The 14,836-nt window shown below is 36.1% G+C and carries 17 protein-coding genes; 4 read left to right on the plus strand and 13 right to left on the minus strand.

The window, feature by feature from the left end; translation table 11 throughout:
- Nucleotides 1-3: 3 nt before the first annotated feature.
- The 3 genes from pdhC to pdhA all read right to left on the minus strand — a co-directional run bounded on the left by pdhC (nucleotide 4) and on the right by pdhA (nucleotide 3,482).
- Nucleotides 4-1,293 (minus strand): pyruvate dehydrogenase complex dihydrolipoyllysine-residue acetyltransferase, encoded by a 1,290-nt coding sequence (pdhC, locus tag EGX95_RS18600; protein ID WP_000863427.1) that lies wholly within the window; start codon nucleotides 1,291-1,293, stop codon nucleotides 4-6.
- 92 nt (nucleotides 1,294-1,385) lie between these two features.
- Nucleotides 1,386-2,363 carry a pyruvate dehydrogenase complex E1 component subunit beta gene (pdhB, locus tag EGX95_RS18605; protein ID WP_000068166.1) on the minus strand — a complete coding sequence of 326 codons (978 nt, stop codon included), beginning with the start codon at nucleotides 2,361-2,363 and terminating at the stop codon, nucleotides 1,386-1,388.
- A 3-nt stretch (nucleotides 2,364-2,366) separates the two neighbouring features.
- Complete coding sequence (gene pdhA, locus EGX95_RS18610) at nucleotides 2,367-3,482, minus strand: pyruvate dehydrogenase E1 component subunit alpha (RefSeq protein WP_000536893.1); 1,116 nt, start codon at nucleotides 3,480-3,482, stop codon at nucleotides 2,367-2,369.
- A gap of 513 nt (nucleotides 3,483-3,995) precedes the next feature.
- On the opposite strand from pdhA, the gene EGX95_RS18615 reads away from it, so the two are divergent.
- Both EGX95_RS18615 and def read left to right on the plus strand, forming a co-directional pair.
- Nucleotides 3,996-4,142, plus strand: coding sequence for a YjcZ family sporulation protein (locus EGX95_RS18615; protein ID WP_000274562.1), 147 nt, complete (start codon nucleotides 3,996-3,998; stop codon nucleotides 4,140-4,142).
- A 146-nt stretch (nucleotides 4,143-4,288) separates the two neighbouring features.
- Entirely contained in the window at nucleotides 4,289-4,843 is a 555-nt protein-coding gene (def, locus tag EGX95_RS18620; RefSeq protein WP_000957059.1) for a peptide deformylase, read from the plus strand.
- A gap of 60 nt (nucleotides 4,844-4,903) precedes the next feature.
- Here def and EGX95_RS18625 read toward each other — a convergent pair whose 3' ends face one another.
- Nucleotides 4,904-5,677 (minus strand): Cof-type HAD-IIB family hydrolase, encoded by a 774-nt coding sequence (locus EGX95_RS18625; protein ID WP_000998288.1) that lies wholly within the window; start codon nucleotides 5,675-5,677, stop codon nucleotides 4,904-4,906.
- Between the two features lie 547 nt (nucleotides 5,678-6,224).
- On the opposite strand from EGX95_RS18625, the gene EGX95_RS18635 reads away from it, so the two are divergent.
- Together EGX95_RS18635 and rnjA are read left to right on the plus strand one after the other, a co-directional pair.
- The gene (locus EGX95_RS18635; protein ID WP_000576444.1) at nucleotides 6,225-6,437 is read left to right on the plus strand and encodes a DNA-dependent RNA polymerase subunit epsilon; all 213 of its coding nucleotides are present in this window, start codon (nucleotides 6,225-6,227) and stop codon (nucleotides 6,435-6,437) included.
- A gap of 4 nt (nucleotides 6,438-6,441) precedes the next feature.
- Entirely contained in the window at nucleotides 6,442-8,109 is a 1,668-nt protein-coding gene (gene rnjA, locus EGX95_RS18640) for a ribonuclease J1 (protein ID WP_000670368.1), read from the plus strand.
- A gap of 38 nt (nucleotides 8,110-8,147) precedes the next feature.
- On the opposite strand, the gene EGX95_RS18645 is transcribed toward rnjA, so the two are convergent.
- From EGX95_RS18645 to EGX95_RS30495, 9 genes are all read right to left on the minus strand, one after another.
- Entirely contained in the window at nucleotides 8,148-8,813 is a 666-nt protein-coding gene (locus EGX95_RS18645) for a potassium channel family protein (RefSeq protein ID WP_000504032.1), read from the minus strand.
- A gap of 84 nt (nucleotides 8,814-8,897) precedes the next feature.
- Complete coding sequence (locus EGX95_RS18650; RefSeq protein ID WP_001167310.1) at nucleotides 8,898-9,764, minus strand: hypothetical protein; 867 nt, start codon at nucleotides 9,762-9,764, stop codon at nucleotides 8,898-8,900.
- A 254-nt stretch (nucleotides 9,765-10,018) separates the two neighbouring features.
- Nucleotides 10,019-11,149, minus strand: coding sequence for an N-acetyldiaminopimelate deacetylase (locus tag EGX95_RS18655; protein ID WP_000261647.1), 1,131 nt, complete (start codon nucleotides 11,147-11,149; stop codon nucleotides 10,019-10,021).
- A gap of 62 nt (nucleotides 11,150-11,211) precedes the next feature.
- Nucleotides 11,212-11,934 (minus strand): 2,3,4,5-tetrahydropyridine-2,6-dicarboxylate N-acetyltransferase, encoded by a 723-nt coding sequence (gene dapD / locus EGX95_RS18660; protein WP_000783248.1) that lies wholly within the window; start codon nucleotides 11,932-11,934, stop codon nucleotides 11,212-11,214.
- Nucleotides 11,935-12,005: 71 nt separating this feature from the next.
- Complete coding sequence (locus tag EGX95_RS18665; protein ID WP_001984809.1) at nucleotides 12,006-12,890, minus strand: transcriptional regulator CcpC; 885 nt, start codon at nucleotides 12,888-12,890, stop codon at nucleotides 12,006-12,008.
- Between the two features lie 142 nt (nucleotides 12,891-13,032).
- On the minus strand, nucleotides 13,033-13,476 hold the full coding sequence (cbpB, locus tag EGX95_RS18670; RefSeq protein WP_000623570.1) for a cyclic-di-AMP-binding protein CbpB: 444 nt from the start codon (nucleotides 13,474-13,476) through the stop codon (nucleotides 13,033-13,035).
- A 170-nt stretch (nucleotides 13,477-13,646) separates the two neighbouring features.
- Complete coding sequence (gene abbA, locus EGX95_RS18675) at nucleotides 13,647-13,838, minus strand: antirepressor AbbA (protein WP_000817794.1); 192 nt, start codon at nucleotides 13,836-13,838, stop codon at nucleotides 13,647-13,649.
- A 107-nt stretch (nucleotides 13,839-13,945) separates the two neighbouring features.
- Nucleotides 13,946-14,464, minus strand: coding sequence for a ribonuclease H-like YkuK family protein (locus EGX95_RS18680; protein WP_000896651.1), 519 nt, complete (start codon nucleotides 14,462-14,464; stop codon nucleotides 13,946-13,948).
- 74 nt (nucleotides 14,465-14,538) lie between these two features.
- Nucleotides 14,539-14,688: a hypothetical protein gene (locus EGX95_RS30495; protein ID WP_000440537.1), complete on the minus strand. Its 150-nt coding sequence runs from the start codon at nucleotides 14,686-14,688 to the stop codon at nucleotides 14,539-14,541.
- Between the last annotated feature and the right edge of the window lie 148 nt (nucleotides 14,689-14,836).

The following is a 14,836-nucleotide window of genomic DNA, read 5'->3' on the forward strand; positions in this document are numbered from 1 at the left end:
TTATTACGCCTCCATTACTAATAATTGTGGGTCATTCAATAGACGTTTAATTTGGTTTAATGCTTTTTGAGCAGTTGCGCCGTCAATTAAACGATGGTCAAAGCTTAGAGATAATGCTAATACTGGAGCTGCAACGATCTCACCGTTTTTCACAACTGGTTTCTCAGCGATACGGCCGATACCAAGGATTGCTACTTCTGGGTGGTTGATAACTGGAGTGAACCATTGTCCACCTGCAGAACCAATGTTTGTAATTGTGCAAGAAGCGCCTTTCATTTCAGCAGGAGCTAAACGACCTTCACGTGCTTTACCAGCAAGATCATTGATCTCGTTAGAAATTGTGAAGATAGACTTGCGATCTGTATCTTTAACAACTGGTACTAATAGACCTTTGTCTGTATCAGCTGCGATACCGATGTTGAAGTAATGTTTATGAACTACTTCTTGAGAAGCATCATCTAAAGAAGTGTTTAACATTGGGTATTCACGTAATGCAGATGTTAAAGCTTTAACAACGTATGGAAGGTAAGTTAATTTAATACCTTTGTCAGCTGCCACAGCTTTGAACTTCTTACGATGAGCAACAAGTTCAGTTACATCTACTTCATCCATTAATGTTACGTGAGGAGCTGTATGTTTAGAGTTAACCATTGCTTTCGCAATTGCTTTACGGATACCACTCATTTTCTCACGAGTTTCTGGATATTCACCAGCTGGGATTGGTTGTGCTTTTGGTGCTTCTTCTTTCGCTGCTGCTGGAGTAGCTTCTACTGCTGCTGGAGCCTCAGTTGCTGCTACTGCTTGTCCACCATTTGCAAATGCATCGATGTCAGCTTTTACGATACGACCGTTCTTACCAGAACCAGCTACTTTATGAATGTCTACGCCGTTTTCACGAGCATATTTACGAACAGATGGCATAGCGATTACGCGCTCATTTACTACTTCTGCAGTTGCTGCTGGAGTAGCTTCAGCTTTAGGAGCTTCTTCTTTTGCTTCTTCAGCTTTAGGAGCTTCGTCATGATCGTCGCCTTTAAATTTAAGGTTTTCGTATCCAGGAGCATCAAATTTAATTAATGTATCTCCAACTACTGCAACCGTACCTTCTTCTACAAGTACTTCAAGTACTTTACCTTTAACAGGAGAAGGAATTTCTACTACTGCTTTATCATTTTGTACTTCAAGAAGTACGTCGTCTTCGTTTACTTCGTCGCCTGGTTTAATAAACCATTTTACGATTTCACCTTCGTGGATACCTTCACCGATATCTGGTAGTTTAAATTCAAATGCCACGGAATTCAGCCCCCTGATTCATTTCTTTATTATGGAATATGGCAAAAGAAATCAGCATGTGCTGATTTCTTTTGCACATGAATAAGTAAAAATTAGAAGTTCATTACTTTGTTAACAGCTTCAACAATATCTTTATGGTTTGGTAACCATACGCTCTCAGCTTGAGAGAATGGGAATACTGTATCAGCAGCTGCAACACGTACAACTGGAGCTTCTAAGTTTAAAATTGCACGGTCGTTAATTTCCGCTACAACGTTAGCTGCAATACCAGCTTGTTTTTGAGCTTCTTGAACTACAACTACGCGGCCTGTTTTTTCAACAGAAGCGATGATTGTTTCGATATCTAATGGTTGAACTGTACGTAAGTCAACAACTTCTAAAGAGATACCTTCTTTTTCAAGTTCTTCAGCAGCTTTTAATGCAGCGTGAACCATAGCACCGTAAGCGATAACAGATACATCTGTACCTTCACGTTTGATGTCAGCTTTGCCTAAATCAATTGTGTATTCGCCTTCTGGTACATCTTGACGGAATGAACGGTACAATTTCATATGCTCTAAGTAGATAACTGGATCGTTGTCACGAATCGCAGAGATTAAAAGACCTTTTGCATCGTATGGAGTAGATGGAATAACAACTTTTAGACCAGGTTGTTGAGCCACTAAACCTTCTAAGCTATCAGCATGTAGTTCAGGAGTATGAACACCACCACCGAATGGAGAACGAACTGTTACTGGAGCAGTCCAACGTCCACCAGAACGGTAACGCATACGAGCTAATTGACCAGAAATTGAATCCATTACTTCATAAACGAAACCGAAGAATTGGATTTCTGGAACTGGACGGAATCCTTCAAGTGCAAGTCCAACTGCAAGTCCACCAATACCAGACTCTGCAAGTGGAGTATCCATTACACGGTCTTCACCGAATTCAGCTTGTAAACCTTCAGTAGCACGGAATACACCGCCGTTTACACCAACGTCTTCACCAAACACAAGTACGTTAGGGTCATTTTTCATTTCAACGCGTAAAGCATCAGTGATTGCTTGAATCATTGTCATTTGAGCCATGGCTTACTTCGACTCCTTTTCTTTGTAAATTTCATATTGTTCAGCTAAGTTGTAAGGCATTTTTTCGTACATGATTTCCATTAAATCAGTAACTTTTTGTTTTGGAGCTTGGTCAGCCTTAGCAATTGCTTGTTTGATATCTTCTTTTGCTTCTTCGATTACTTTCTCTTCAACTTCTTGAGACCATAGGCCTTTGTTTTCTAAGAATGCACGGAAGCGTACGATTGGATCTTTTTGTTCCCATTCGTTCTCGATATCTTTTGTACGGTAACGAGTTGGGTCATCACCAGCCATTGTATGTGGACCGTAACGGAATGTTAAAGTCTCGATTAAAGTAGGACCTTCTCCATTTACTGCACGCTCACGAGCGAAAGCAGTTGCTGCGTATACAGCTAATGGATCCATACCGTCTACTTGAATTCCGTAAATACCTGCTGCTACTGCTTTTTGTGCTACAGTTTTAGCTGCAGATTGCTTTTCTACTGGAGTAGAGATTGCATAACGGTTGTTTTGTACAACGAAGATTGCTGGAGCTTTGAATGCACCCGCAAAGTTCATACCTTCGTAGAAGTCACCTTGTGAAGCACCACCGTCACCAGTGTAAGTAATTGCAACAGATTTTTTACCACGTAATTTCATACCTAACGCAACACCAGCAGTTTGGATGATTTGCGCACCGATGATGATTTGTGGAGCAAGTGCATTTACGTTCTCAGGCATTTGGTTACCCATGAAATGTCCACGAGAGAATAAGAATGCTTGGTATAATGGTAAACCGTGCCATACTAATTGTGGCACATCACGATATCCTGGTAAGATGAAATCTTCTGCTTCAAGTGCGAAATGACTTGCTAATTGAGAAGCCTCTTGTCCAGCTGTTGGTGCGTAGAAACCTAAACGTCCTTGACGGTTTAAAGAAATAGAACGTTGATCTAGTACGCGAGTATACACCATACGGCGCATTAATTCTTTTAATTGATCATCAGATAATTCAGGCATAGCTGCTTCATTCACAACTTCGCCTTTTTCATTTAAAATTTGTAATGTTTCAAATTGAGCTGCGATAGCTTTCATTTGCTCATCAACATTAAATAGGGTCTTTTTTGTTTTAGTACCCATTCCGTTCACCTCTTCCTCTCTTGAACCATATTCTGAAACGCTTTCACTATCTATTAGCTAGATGGAAACCGCAACAATGTAAACCAACAAATTTATTTGTCGGTTGAGAATAATTTTGTGTACCTAACAATCTGTACTAATGTTTTTTCAGAAACATATTAATACAATCTTGATCACGTTTTTTAGTTTACAACTATTCTAATTACGATGTCAATTACTTTGAATACGTTTTTTTATAAATAATCTGCAGGTTTCTCCTACACAAACGTGTTTTTATTTTTCACATCTGTATTAGTAAGCATTAACCTACTGTTATATTATTCCCTTTTTAACTTGTTTTTTCTCTTAGAATAATATGTAAACGATTTAATTCCCTTTAGTTTTTCTCTCTTCTTAGCAAAAATATACAAACTCTTCTTCCTTTTATAGGTAATTACCCATACATTTCTACTCTTCCCTCCATACATTATAGTAACCGCAGTATTAGCGGGAAATGATAAAGGAGGTCATCTCATGTACGGATATTCATATTGCTATCCAACTTGTTCATATCCTTCCTACGGTTATGGCGGTTCTTGTGGTGGGTCTGGACGCGGCTTCGCCTTAATCGTTGTGTTGTTTATTCTTTTAATTATCGTTGGTGCTGCTTGCATTCGCTAATGTAAAATGAAACAACTATGGAAAGAAAGAGACGGCTCTGCCGTCTCTTTCTTTTTATTCCTACATAACCGATCTATCTTCCCCTTACTTGCCGATGACTTTTTCCATCTCCTTTGGTAGACTAAAAAGGAAAGGAGAGATTACATATGCTTACAATGAAAGATGTAATTCGCGAAGGAGATCCTATTTTGCGAAACGTTGCAGAAGAGGTAGTACTACCAGCGAGCGAAGAAGATACAAATACTCTTAAGGAAATGATTGAATTTGTAATAAATAGCCAAGATCCTGAAATGGCTGAAAAATATAGTTTACGCCCTGGAATCGGATTAGCGGCTCCGCAAATCGGTATTTCAAAAAGAATGATTGCGGTTCATGTAACAGATACGGACGGTACGTTATATAGTCATGCATTATTTAATCCAAAAATCATTAGCCATTCTGTTGAACGTACATATTTACAAAGTGGTGAAGGCTGTCTATCAGTAGACCGTGAAGTACCTGGTTATGTCCCTCGTTATACAAGAATTACAGTGAAAGCAACTTCTATCAACGGCGAAGAAGTAAAATTACGTTTAAAAGGGTTACCAGCAATTGTATTTCAACATGAAATTGACCATTTAAATGGTGTTATGTTCTATGACCACATTAATAAAGAAAATCCATTTGCCGCTCCTGACGATTCAAAACCTCTAGAGCGATAGTAAAAAAGGCGGAATATACTCTTCCGCCTTTTTACTATATGAAATAGATTCCATATTTACTTATAGCAATCCAGCCCATTTTAAACCATGATATATACCGTCTTCACTAACATCCTTTGTCACATGATTTGCAAGTTTTTTCAAGTCTTCATGACCATTCCCCATCACAATACCTGTCCCAACTGCTTCAATCATTTCTAAATCATTTAAGCCATCCCCAAATGCATACACTTGTTCACGGTTAAATCCTAATTTTTCAATGAATTTCTCAATCCCTTTTGCCTTAGAACCACCATTTGGAATAATATCCATTGAATACGCATGCCAGCGAATAAAATGAAAGTCTGGGTACTGATTTATAAACTTTTCTTCTTCATTTACTTCACAGAAAAGAAGTGTTTGATAAATATTACGCTTCTCATAAAAATCAGGTTCATATGCCGGATGCTCAAAATGTAAACTGCCAAACCCTTCTTTCACATAATCATGATATTCCACTGATGCTCTCATTTCTTGATGATCAAGATATACAAGTGGATATCCTTCTTGTTTTGCAAACTGAGTAAACTTATGTAGAGCAGCTGGATGTAATGGGTTATTAAATACTACCTCATCTTCAAATACAACGTACTGTCCATTAAAGCTAACATAATTGTGGATATTAAGTTCCTTACGAATATCTTCGAACATAAATGGCGCACGTCCTGTCGCAATTGCTACATGCACGCCTTTTTCTTGTAACTGCCTTACTGCGTCTCGCGTAGATTGCGGAATCTTCTTATCATGATCTAATAATGTTCCATCAATATCAAAAAAGACAATTTTATCATTCATTTGTCAAAATCCTTTCTGTTACTCTATATTCCTATTTTGATTATCGCTTTTCAAATGCTAAAAAAAAGTATAACATATTAAACATCTGTGAAGAAAGCGTTCACTTTCTGACCTTATTTATGAAACCTGCATATATATATTAGTAAAAAATGTGGATACTTGTTCGTATGAATTTTCTTTTCTATTCTTTCTCATACTATAGCTATAACTAACGGCTACTAATCGTTACTATAGAATAACTTTCTCTGTATGAGAAAAGACAAGATTCAACATTCACTTTTGTCCTCTTTCTTATATCAGAGACGGCGTTTTCACTAGTAATATGCATGTTTAAAATAAGGAAAGGAAGGAGTAATCATGCTGAAGAAGCTGAAGAAAAAGCTGAAGCGTTATTTAAAAGATCTAGTCCGTAAAAAGACGATCGCTTAAATTGTGCCCATTTCGGGCTTTTTCTTCATTCTCATTCGAAAAAACATGAAAATCGTGACTGTTTGCTTTATAATAAGTAACAGATAATGCAAAACATAGACAAGGAGAGGTTTTCCAAATGATTTTTAAAGTATTTTATCAAGAAAAAATGACTGAGGTTCCAGTACGTGAAAATACAAAAGTTTTATATTTAGAGGCTACGTCTGAGAAGGATGTTCGTACAAAATTAAATAAGTTCGCATATAATATCGAATTCGTTCAGTCTGTGACTGGCAATCATCTTGAATATGAAAAAGAAAACGCTGATTTAACATTAGCGGAAATCGTATAGTCATATGAAATTTCTAAAGAATGATCAAGCAGCCGTTTTTGCTTTAGGTGGTCTTGGTGAAATCGGTAAAAATACATATGCTGTTCAATTTCAAGATGAAATTATTATAATTGACGCTGGAATTAAGTTTCCAGAAGACGAACTCCTCGGAATCGATTATGTAATACCAGATTACACTTATTTTGTGCGAAACGAAGATAAAATTAAAGGATTATTCATTACACATGGTCACGAAGATCATATCGGTGGAATTCCTTACTTATTACGTCAAGTGAACATTCCGATTTATGGCGGAAAATTAGCAATTGCACTAATCAAAAACAAATTAGAAGAGCACGGATTACTTCGTAAAGCAAAACTTTATGAAATTCAAGAAGATGATGTTATTAAATTTAAAAAGACATCTGTTTCCTTCTTCCGTACAACTCACAGTATCCCAGATTCATACGGAGTTGTTGTGAAAACACCTCAAGGACAAGTAGTTCATACTGGAGATTTCAAATTTGATTTCACACCAGTTGGTGAACCAGCGGACTTAACAAAAATGGCTGAAATCGGAAAAGACGGTGTACTTTGTCTCTTATCTGACAGTACAAACAGTGAAGTTCCAAACTTTACAATGTCTGAGCGCCGTGTTGGTGATAGTATTCAAGATATTTTCCGCAAAGTAGAAGGTCGTATTATCTTCGCAACCTTTGCATCAAATATCCATCGCTTGCAACAAGTCGTTGAAGCCGCTGTTGAAAACAATCGCAAAGTGGCTGTATTTGGCCGAAGTATGGAAGCGGCAATTGAAATCGGACAAAACCTCGGTTATATTCGCTGTCCGAAAGATACATTCATAGATGCGTCTCAACTAAACCGCCTACCAGCTAATAAAGTTGTTATTTTATGTACAGGTAGTCAAGGTGAGCCAATGGCAGCACTTTCACGTATTGCTAATGGTACTCATCGTCAAATTCAAATCATTCCTGGCGACACAGTTGTCTTCTCTTCTTCACCAATCCCTGGTAATACAATTAGCGTAAGCCGTACAATTAATATGTTGTACCGTGCTGGTGCTGATGTAATCCACGGAAAACTGTCAAACATTCATACGAGTGGACATGGCGGACAAGAAGAACAAAAACTAATGCTTCGTCTAATTAAGCCGAAGTATTTCATGCCAATTCACGGTGAATATCGTATGCAACGTATGCATATGAAATTAGCAAATGATTGTGGCATTCCAGAAGAAAACTGTTTCATCATGGATAATGGAGATGTTCTTGCCTTACGTTCTGATGAAGCAAGTGTAGCTGGTAAAATACCATCCGGATCTGTCTATATTGACGGAAATGGTATTGGAGATATCGGTAACATCGTATTACGCGATCGTCGTATTCTTTCTGAAGAAGGACTTGTTATTGTCGTTGTAAGCATTGATATGAAAGAATTTAAAGTTGCAGCAGGGCCTGATATTATCTCACGTGGTTTCGTTTATATGCGCGAAAGTAGTGATTTAATTAATGATGCTCAAACATTAATTACAACTCATTTAGAAAAAGTAATGGAACGTAAAACAACACAATGGTCTGAAATTAAAAATGAAATTACAGACACATTAGCACCATTCCTATATGAGAAAACGAAACGTCGCCCAATGATTTTACCAATCATTATGGAGATATAAGAAAAAGGACAATACCTTTATGGTATTGTCCTTTTCTCTTATCTTAAAAAGTGCTTGAAACGATCTACTTCATCGTCATGACCAATTACAATTAATATATCTCCCGCTTGAATGTTTTCCGTAGCTCGAGGAGATACAATAACTTCTTTACCACGTTTAATCGCTACAATATTCAATCCAAACTTCGCACGAATATCTAATTCGATTAAAGAATGACCATCGATTTTTTTATTTGCAATAATCTCTACAATACTATGCTCATCTGAAAGCTCAAGATAGTCTAATACATTACTTGATGCAATATTATTAGCAATCCTTTTTCCCATATCACGCTCTGGATGCACAATGTGATCTGCTCCTATTTTACTTAATACTTTTTCATGGTAATCATTTTGAGCTTTTACAGTAATATTTTTTACACCTAACTCTTTCAGAATTAACGTTGTTAAAATACTTGAATTTAAATTGTCTCCAATAGCAACCACTACATGATCAAAATTACGAATACCAAGACTTTTTAATACCATCTCATCTGTTGAATCGGCAATTACAGCATGTGAAGCTATATTTGCAAACTCATTAATTTTATCCTCATCTGAGTCAATTGCCATTACTTCCATTCCTAATTGAGCAAGTTCCCGGCAAATACTTCCACCAAAACGCCCAAGCCCAATGACAGCAAATTCTTTCTCTTTTTCACCCACAGGAATTCCTCCAATAACATCGAATACTATGTATTTTTATTGTAACATACTTTAGATTTGCTACAAAAACCTGTATATCATTCTTTATTTTTGTTTTTGCATATAAAAATACTGTTGTAAATAAAATGCGATACTGAAAATTAACATACCAAATACAAATATGTTTCCAAATGAACTAAACGTTTCAAAAACGAATAATAACGTTTCTTGTCCGAAGAAGGCAAATAATAGTTGTGTAAACGCGAATAGCAATGCCAATATATAATGGTGTTGATGGAATAAATAATGCGTTGCGCCTAAAAAAGCGATAAACGAAAGAATGAAAATCCACCAATTTTCTAAAAACAGTTGCCAATTCGTAAATTGATACCCATTTACTAATATCGCAATAATTGCTATAACCGCCATCGTTGGCACACTCCATAACAATGCACGCCCTCTAAAGAAATGCGTACCTTTTACATCTCCCTTTTCATTTGCAATATATGTTAGCACGACAGTACTTATATACAACACAGAGAGAATTGTTAAAACAATTATGAGCCAAAAATGCAACTGATAATATTCATGTTCTATATTCGTCACGATAGCAGCTAGCATACACGGTATTAGCATTCCCGTCCAACCATCTACTTTTCTCTCATTCCAAAATACCGTATTACCAATACGAATTCCTAATAGCATAAAAATAATGATACCTAGTACAAATAATGTAGTCTTATTTCCTACTAAGCTCGTTGAAAAAGCAATTAATCCAATAAATAAAAAAAGAACAAACCCATTCATAATTTCTAGTACAGGTGATAAATACCTTTTCACCCAGTTGTATGTCTCTTCATATTCATTATTATTCGCTAAACGGTAGGCATAAAAACTTATCCCAAAATAAACCGCCGCAATAATAACATATGCATATAAAACAAAACATAAAATCGCACTGCTAATCTGCACGTAATTCCCCACCCTTTTTTCTACGTTTCACCTTGATTTTACACACTTTCCACACGAATTGTAAACATATATAAGCTAGTTAACTAATCATCTTCTCAATAAGCGATAATGAATAATGAGCAGCGGCTCAAAACCACTGCTCATTATTTTATCCATTTGTATGCCGATGTGTATTCAAAACAAATATGAAAGATGTTTTCACCTTTGAACTAACGAATACCCACTTTAAATTGTTACATAGTTGGCGAGCAAATTTACTTTCTAGTTCCCTTCCACTTTACATATTGATCTAAAAATACGATAGCTTTCTCAATAGCCTCTTCATCTGGCTTTAATTTTGCATGATGTAAACCATATTCTGAATTTACCCCAAGCCAAAACATAAATCCAGGAATCTCTTGAAGCATATAACCAAAATCTTCACCTGTCATTGCCTCAGTACATGTAATTACTTTCATATCAGTTTGTTCACTTACAAATTGCATAAACTCTCTCGTTAATGCTTCATGGTTATATACTTGATGATACATCGCTCCGTAGTCAATAATCGCTTCACATTGGAAGGAAGCTTCTATACCTGCAACAATTGCCTCAATCCTACTTTTAACACGACTCATTGATTCCACTGATAACGTTCGGATCGTTCCTTCTAACCGAGACTTTTCTGCTATGATATTTTGAACTGTACCGCCTGTTATTTTTCCGATTGTAATTACTGCACTGTCAAGTGGGTTTACATTACGACTAATAACGGACTGAAGCTGTGTAACAAGATGACTAGCTGCGACAATCATATCATTTGCAGTATGAGGGTAAGCTGCATGTCCACCTTTCCCCTTTAAATCAACATATAACTCTGATGTATTTGCAAATAATAGCCCCTCTTTTGTAGCAATTGTTCCTACAGGGTATTCAGGTGCAATATGAAGACCGAGAATTATATTCGGCTTCCATTCTTTTAACTCTTCACTCTCTAACATAGGAAGAGCCCCTCCAGGCCCTTCTTCAGCTGGTTGGAATAGAAATACAAGGTCATCATCTATTCTTTCTGTTACAGCTGCTGTTAGAAGGCCTAAACCGATTGTCGTATGTAAGTCATGTCCACATGCATGCATCATTCCTTCATGAACAGAAGCGAACTCATATCCAGTTTCCTCTGTAATTGGTAAACCGTCTATATCTGCGCGATAACCTATAACTTTTTCTGGATTTTTTCCCTTTACTTTAACAATGACACCCGTTCTCCATACTTTCACTTCCACATGTTCATTCGAAAGCGTTCCTATGTAATCTAAAATATACCGCTGTGTTTTCCACTCTTTAAAACCAATTTCCGGTATTTTGTGTAAGTCTCTACGAATTTGAACGAATTTGCTTACTACCATTTTTGCACCTCTATCTATAAAAAGCGTAAGAGCCTGTTTATGCTCTTACGCTTTTTTTGTTTTTATTTCTCTGGGTTTAATTGACGAAGCTCTTGTTTAATTTCAGTTTTTGCTTTTGTCTTCTCATCAATCTCTTTAATTACACGTGCTGGAGTACCTGCAACAACTGTATATGGAGGTACATCTTCTGTTACAACGGCTCCTGCTGCTACAACTGCGCCTTTACCTACTGTAACTCCCTCTAACACAACTACGTTAGCACCAATTACAACATCGTCTTCAACGATAACTGGTTTTGCTGAAGGTGGCTCAATAACACCTGCAAGTACTGCACCTGCACCTACGTGACAGTTTTTACCAACAGTTGCACGTCCACCAAGTACCGCGTTCATGTCGATCATAGAACCTTCACCAATTACAGCACCGATATTAATTGTTGCATTCATCATAATAACAGCGTTGTCGCCGATTTCAACGTGGTCACGAATAATCGCGCCTGGCTCAATACGAGCTTTAATACCTTTTAAATCAAGCATTGGAATTGCAGAATTACGACGGTCATTTTCAACAACGTAATCAACAATGTACTTGCTATTTTCATCTAGAATTGTCTTAATTTCAGACCATTCTCCAAATAATACACCAGACTTTTTATTTACAAATGCTTGTACCGTTTCAGGGAATGTTACTTCTTTTAAATCCCCTTTTATGTATACCTTTACAGGAGTTTTCTTTTCACTTTTTTGAATAAACGAAATAATTTCGTTAGCGTCCATCATTTTCATTCTTGTTGCCTCCTAAATCCATTTATAATGTTACTCTACCAAACGATAGAGCGAGTAGCAAGATAATAATCCTATTTTTCCATTTGAATTTCTTCTATAATTTCTAAAAATGCTTGTACTTGCTTCAATTGTCTAGCTGATTCACTCGTCAATAACCACGTTTCTCTCGTTAATTGAACAGGTGTTTTATACATATTTTCCTGTACTTCTTTTAAAACAGTAGAAGGTAAAAGAGCATAACCTATACCATTTAAAACGAGTTGTTTGCAAGTCTCAATTTGATCGACGACAATTGTTCTCTTAGGGGGATTAGAAAATAAACCATACCACCAATTTTGTATTTGTCCATAATAAGTCGAATCACTTTTAAATTGAATAAATGGTCTATTTGTTTCTTTTAACATCGAAATATCTTTTATTTCTTTATCCACTAAATAAAGTTCATCTTCAAATAATTGTTGCTTCTGGCCTTTATATTCTTGTGTTCCTCTCAATATAGCAACATGAACGTCACCTTCATAAAATTGCTTTTGCACTTCACTACTCCAGCCAGTAAACAGCGATATTTTCACAGAAGGATATTTATGCACAAACTTTTTCAAAACAGGAGGGAGCCAATATTGACCAATAACTGATGCGACAGCTATTTTTAACGTCCCGTGAGTTTCTGTTCTAAAAACAGCTAACTCACTTTTAATATCCTCTTCCCTTTGTAGCATTTCTTTTGCGTAATTTGCTACTTTTTCCCCTTCAGGTGTAATTGTCAATCCTTTTTGTGAGCGAATAAAAAACTTCATTCCCCATTGTTTCTCCATAGATTGTAATCGTTGACTAAGCGCAGGTTGTGAAACAAATAAACGTTCCGCCGCTTTTCTCATATTTGATTCCTGTGCTAACACAACCATCATTTGAAAATCATCAATTTGCAACTTTCTCCCTCTTTCCTTAGCTTCCATACACCTTATCTCAATAAGCTTTTCATCCTTAATTTAACTACATATGCTTATATTTTTTATCTTTTTAAATATAATACATACACAACTGATATGCACGAAAAAAAAGTGACTTCTTCGGTTCTATGAAGTCACTTTTCTCACATTATCGATTATGTTGCCTTACTTTTTTATTCAACAATTTTAAAATCGCTCGACGTGTTAAAATCCCCTCAAAGTACCCATCTTCATTGACAGCGCAAATAAATGGATGATCAATAGTCATTTCTAATGCTTTTGCAAATGAATCTTCTAACTTAAGAACCGGAATATCTTTCTTCATTACCTGCTCTACTTTCATCTCGTCAAGTCTTTCAAACTCAATGCGTTCTAGCCCTAACATACCGTCTAAAATCATAGCAGTACTAATTAACCCGTGCAATTTGTAAGTCGGGTCCAAAACAGGTATCGCCGAATATCCAGATTTCACAAGTACGAGTAAAGCATGCTCTAAACCATTCCCTATTTGGACATGTGCTACTTTTTCTGATGAAATCATTAAATCTTTTACAAAAATTTGTTGAAACTCGTCTTTTGGAATACTAATCATATTACATCCCCCATTTTCCCTTTTTCCTGCTTATAATCACCGGCTCTATTCACATTTTATGACAGCGTTTTCATATTATTATTTTGTCCTTACATTCTTTCAGTAAAAAACAAAATTACACAGCTATTTTAGCATACAACACAAAAAAAAGACTACCATTCCGGTAGCGCTTAATACCCTTTATTTTTTAATCTGTAAAATAACCTTGTGATTTTTTTATATTGCATCACATCGGTCTTTTTTAAACCATTCTCAATATCTGTAAGTTCCACAGCTAAAATTTCACTCGCATAATTTTGCTGAAATAAAATATCTAGTAACAAACTTTCCTCTTCTTCCGTTAAAACAAATTCCCTTTTCATATACCCCTCTCCTTATACTCGCATCGTTACCATTATTATATAAAATTTTCAGCCTATTTAATAGATGTAATATTCAGTTTTTAGTGAAAGAAATATATAAATTGTTTTTATTTCGTATATCGATTTGCATAACTAAACGCCGCATAAGCATCTGGCTTAATTTTTGCAGTTAATCCCATCGCTTGAATTTTCGCTGTCATATCTAGAATAAATTCTTTTGTTAAACCATCATTTCCGATATCTAAGTGAATCTCCATTATAAAACCAGCCCCATCTTGAGCATATGGATGCAATAAATCCCATATTGTTTGTATATGATTTGGAGTAAATAGGCATGCAATTTCTTGACTAAACTGCGTCTCTAAATATATTTTCTCACGTAAAGTTTCTGGCTTATCTTTTACTGATTGATGGTGTAAACACCCCCAGGCTCCTTTTCCAACGCGATGAATATGAATTGCCGTAATAAACCTCGTATCCTTTTGATGTGCTTGTGAGTCTGTCCCAATGGATAAACGATATAAATTTCGCGGATCCTTTTCAATGAAGTTACAAATACGGGTAAAGACCATATCAAAATTTAAATGTCTCTCTGAAACATTATAAAATTTATGTTCACCGGCCACATAGTCACGTCCTTTCAATTAGACAGACTTTTCGTATTCTCATTGTATGGGACAAAAACAAAAATTATAACTCCCTACCCTTTATTCGTTTCAATATTCCGAATTACATAATGGCAAACTTGGCACGTATAAATTACGTTTTGATTCGATTGAGCCGTTAGTACATGAATAATCTCAGCAGAATTGTGACAATTAGGACAAATCACAACTGGTAAACGTTCCATATAACACACCTCCTCACTATTTTCATCCCGCTATTTACTATCCGTCCTCAATTGGTGATGGATAATAAGCTGTATAGGACGAAGAAACCCTACTAATTACACTTTCACTTTATTACCATTGTAGGAAAAATGAAAAATCCTTATACAT

It is taken from the genome of Bacillus sp. FDAARGOS_527, assembly GCF_003812125.1.
GTDB lineage: Bacteria > Bacillota > Bacilli > Bacillales > Bacillaceae_G > Bacillus_A > Bacillus_A paranthracis.

Excerpts from the sequence above, each read along its gene's own strand:
- EGX95_RS18625 (WP_000998288.1), bottom strand. The coding sequence starts at position 5,677 with ATGAATGATAAAATTGTCTTTTTTGATATTGATGGAACATTATTAGAT.
- EGX95_RS18615 (WP_000274562.1), top strand. The coding sequence starts at position 3,996 with ATGTACGGATATTCATATTGCTATCCAACTTGTTCATATCCTTCCTAC.
- pdhB (WP_000068166.1), bottom strand. The coding sequence starts at position 2,363 with ATGGCTCAAATGACAATGATTCAAGCAATCACTGATGCTTTACGCGTT.
- abbA (WP_000817794.1), bottom strand. The coding sequence starts at position 13,838 with ATGAAAAGGGAATTTGTTTTAACGGAAGAAGAGGAAAGTTTGTTACTA.
- rnjA (WP_000670368.1), top strand. The coding sequence starts at position 6,442 with ATGAAATTTCTAAAGAATGATCAAGCAGCCGTTTTTGCTTTAGGTGGT.
- EGX95_RS30495 (WP_000440537.1), bottom strand. The coding sequence starts at position 14,688 with ATGGAACGTTTACCAGTTGTGATTTGTCCTAATTGTCACAATTCTGCT.
- EGX95_RS18635 (WP_000576444.1), top strand. The coding sequence starts at position 6,225 with ATGATTTTTAAAGTATTTTATCAAGAAAAAATGACTGAGGTTCCAGTA.
- cbpB (WP_000623570.1), bottom strand. The coding sequence starts at position 13,476 with ATGATTAGTATTCCAAAAGACGAGTTTCAACAAATTTTTGTAAAAGAT.
- dapD (WP_000783248.1), bottom strand. The coding sequence starts at position 11,934 with ATGAAAATGATGGACGCTAACGAAATTATTTCGTTTATTCAAAAAAGT.
- pdhA (WP_000536893.1), bottom strand. The coding sequence starts at position 3,482 with ATGGGTACTAAAACAAAAAAGACCCTATTTAATGTTGATGAGCAAATG.
- EGX95_RS18665 (WP_001984809.1), bottom strand. The coding sequence starts at position 12,890 with ATGGAAGCTAAGGAAAGAGGGAGAAAGTTGCAAATTGATGATTTTCAA.
- def (WP_000957059.1), top strand. The coding sequence starts at position 4,289 with ATGCTTACAATGAAAGATGTAATTCGCGAAGGAGATCCTATTTTGCGA.
- EGX95_RS18655 (WP_000261647.1), bottom strand. The coding sequence starts at position 11,149 with ATGGTAGTAAGCAAATTCGTTCAAATTCGTAGAGACTTACACAAAATA.